Raw genomic sequence first — 2,022 nt, 5'->3', positions numbered from 1 at the left:
GCTGGCGGCGCTGGACGCCGGCGGCACGCTCAGCGTGGCGGGCATCCACCTCACCGCCATCCCGGAGCTGGACTACGAGCGGCACCTGTTCCGCGAGCGCGTGCTGCGCAGCGTCACCGCCAACACCCGAGCCGACGGCCGGGAGTTCCTCGCCGCCGCCGACGCGCACGGGGTGCGTGCGACCGTCACCCCGTACCCCTTCGACCGCGCGGACGCCGCCCTCGACGACCTCGCGGCGGACCGGGTCAGGGGTGCGGCGGTGCTGCGGATGCCGGCGGACTGAGGGCAGGCGCGTCATCAGCGGTCAGCCGCGCGGCACGTACACCACCCACACCTGGCCCTCCGCCAGCGGCATCGGGTCGCCGTCCGGCGTCGTGAACACCGTGCGGTCCGCCGCCGTCGGCCGGTCCCACTCCGCCGCGTACGCGCGGCCGTCCCGCAGCACCGTGGCCCCGCCGGAGCCGACGGTCTCGGTGAACGGCGAGTTGTTGCCCCACCGGTCGCCGAACCCGCCCTTGCGGATCACCGTCTCCTGCAGCACCACCGTCGGCGGCGCGAGCCGCTCGCCGCCGCTGGTGGCCGGGGTGCCGTCCATGGAGACCTCCCAACCGCGGCTCCCGGCCGACCAGTCGAAGGTGAAGTGGGCGGCCGGCATGTCCACCGTGCGCGTGTCGGTCCTGCGGCCGCCGGCCGGTGCCTCACCGGTCTCGTACAGCGACGCGGCGTCCATGTCCGCGAGTTCGGGTGCGGCGTCGGTGACGCGCTCGGGGCGCAGGTAGAGGTTGTGGGGGAGGGGCCGGTCGGTGCCGCGGAAGTACGCGCCGGGCAGCTGCTCGGGCGGCACCGGGCGCAGCGGCGCGCGGTTGATGTACGGCTTGAGCTTGGACTGCGCGCCGGAGTACGCGAGCACCGGGTCGTCGTACTGCGCCAGCAGCTCCAGATCCGTCTCGCGGGCGCTGCGCACCGGCCCGACGACGTCCGGGAGTCCGGAGGCGTAGACGGCGAGGAAGCGGCTGATGCCCGCCTCGACCCGCTCCACGTGCACGACGTCGGCCTCCTCCAGGCCGGTGTGCGGCCGGGCGGGCGCCGCGTTGTCCAGCTTCACGCCCAGCACCGGGCCCTCGGGCGCGGGCGGTTCTTCGGTGGGCGCGGGGGAGTCGGACGGGGACGGGGAGACGGGGGAGGAACGGGCCTGGGGCCGGTGCGCCGGCTCCTCGGTGCCGCCGTGCGACCGGGCGAGCAGCACCGCGGCGACGGCGACCGCGGGCACCAGGAACGCCGCCGCTGCGGCCGCGTGCTTCTTGTTCAACGAACCCCCCACTCGGCGTACTACCGATGACCTACCCGCCCCGGCCGCCGTCTACCGCGGCGGTGGTCAGCGCAGGAGCTGGTCGGCGACCACGAACGCGAAGCCGGCGGCCAGCACCGCCATCGCGACGCGGGTGCGGCCCGCGCGGCTGAGCATGATCGCGGTGCCGGAGAGGATGAGCGCGCCGCCGTAGAGCGCGAACGTCAGCAGCGACGGCTCCGTGCGGAACCGCACCACCATGGCCACGCCGACGGCTACCATCACGCCGGCGGAGGTCAGGGCCCGTACGCGGCGCGCCTGCCGCGGGGTCAGCCGGGGCGGCGGCGGCTCGTCGGCCTCCTCGTCGTCGAACAGGGCGTCCGGGTCAGCGGCGCCGGGCGTGTGGGGGTCGCCCGCGTCGCTGCCGGCCGCGTCTATGCCGGTCTTTCGGGTCGTTCCGGTCTTTTCGGTCTCTTCGAGGCCCGTGTCGTCGATGTCCGTGTCGTCGCGGGAGGTCATGTGCGCCGAGCGTAGTCGCCCGGCCGCGGCACGGGAGGGGCGGGCCGCGATCCGGTCCGGGATTCGCGGCCGGGGCGGGGCCACGGCGACGCCCGGCCACCTCTCGTCTGCGTCCTGCCGCGTCCCGGCTACGTGCGGCCCTCGTCCTCCTGCGCCGTGCGCAGCGACTCGGCCGGCGGCATCCAGTCGGCGCGTACGACCGGGAAGCCGGCCTT

2 protein-coding genes and 1 pseudogene are annotated in these 2,022 nt (G+C 75.7%); 1 reads left to right on the top strand and 2 read right to left on the bottom strand.

Going from position 1 to position 2,022, the window contains the following annotated elements:
- Positions 1-283 (top strand): annotated as a pseudogene (locus H5J30_RS29675) (zinc-binding alcohol dehydrogenase family protein); the annotation flags it as partial.
- Positions 284-304: 21 nt separating this feature from the next.
- Here the strand turns inward: H5J30_RS29675 and H5J30_RS29670 are convergent.
- Both H5J30_RS29670 and H5J30_RS29665 read right to left on the bottom strand, forming a co-directional pair.
- A complete protein-coding gene (locus tag H5J30_RS29670) occupies positions 305-1,309 on the bottom strand; it encodes a DUF3048 domain-containing protein (RefSeq protein WP_181790433.1) in 1,005 nt (334 codons plus the stop codon).
- 66 nt (positions 1,310-1,375) lie between these two features.
- Positions 1,376-1,807 carry a hypothetical protein gene (locus tag H5J30_RS29665; RefSeq protein ID WP_181790431.1) on the bottom strand — a complete coding sequence of 144 codons (432 nt, stop codon included), beginning with the start codon at positions 1,805-1,807 and terminating at the stop codon, positions 1,376-1,378.
- Positions 1,808-2,022 lie beyond the last annotated feature (215 nt).

The organism is Streptomyces phytophilus (genome assembly GCF_013870535.1).
Classification (GTDB): domain Bacteria; phylum Actinomycetota; class Actinomycetes; order Streptomycetales; family Streptomycetaceae; genus Streptomyces; species Streptomyces phytophilus.
This window is presented reverse-complemented; position numbering and strand designations above follow the sequence as displayed.